This is a genomic window from Burkholderia sp. Ac-20365, assembly GCF_017104715.1.
Lineage (GTDB): Bacteria > Pseudomonadota > Gammaproteobacteria > Burkholderiales > Burkholderiaceae > Paraburkholderia.
On sequence record NZ_JAAGPI010000143.1, the window covers coordinates 1 to 627 of the forward strand.

The 627-nt window shown below is 51.0% G+C and carries 2 tRNA genes and 1 rRNA gene; all 3 read right to left on the reverse strand.

The window, feature by feature from the left end:
* Positions 1-227: 227 nt before the first annotated feature.
* A tRNA-Ala gene (locus G3O01_RS45025) sits at positions 228-303 on the reverse strand.
* 64 nt (positions 304-367) lie between these two features.
* Positions 368-444: transfer RNA gene (locus G3O01_RS45030), tRNA-Ile, on the reverse strand.
* 65 nt (positions 445-509) lie between these two features.
* A 16S ribosomal RNA gene (locus tag G3O01_RS45035) occupies positions 510-627 on the reverse strand; the annotation flags it as partial.

Below are 627 nucleotides of genomic sequence, written 5' to 3' on the forward strand. Positions count from 1 at the left end.
AGGCTGTCTTTCGACAACCCTTAAATACTTTCGATACAATCACAACCCTGATTCGCCTACTTACGTACCCATCTCTAAGTACGCTTTCGCGAATCTCTTTACTACTTCTTCCTGATTGTTAAAGAACGACAGCCGATATGAAGCGCTATGCTTCAGATCACTCGCTGACTGGCTCAATCGCCAATGCATAATCTTCTGCGTGTCGCAGAACACTGTGCATTGAGGATTGGTGGAGGATGACGGGATCGAACCGACGACCCCCTGCTTGCAAAGCAGGTGCTCTCCCAGCTGAGCTAATCCCCCAGTCATGACAACGCTACAGAGGTTTTTCAGCCAGCTACGTCAGCCACCACACCAGACAAGGCAATGGTGGGTCTGGATGGATTCGAACCATCGACCCCCGCCTTATCAAGACGGTGCTCTAACCGACTGAGCTACAGACCCCTGAGCCTGTCTTCAATTAACAGCCGACAAGTGTGAGCACTCAACTTTGAAACGCTTAGCTCTGGAAAGGAGGTGATCCAGCCGCACCTTCCGATACGGCTACCTTGTTACGACTTCACCCCAGTCATGAATCCTACCGTGGTGACCGTCCTCCTTGCGGTTAGACTAGCCACTTCTGGTAAA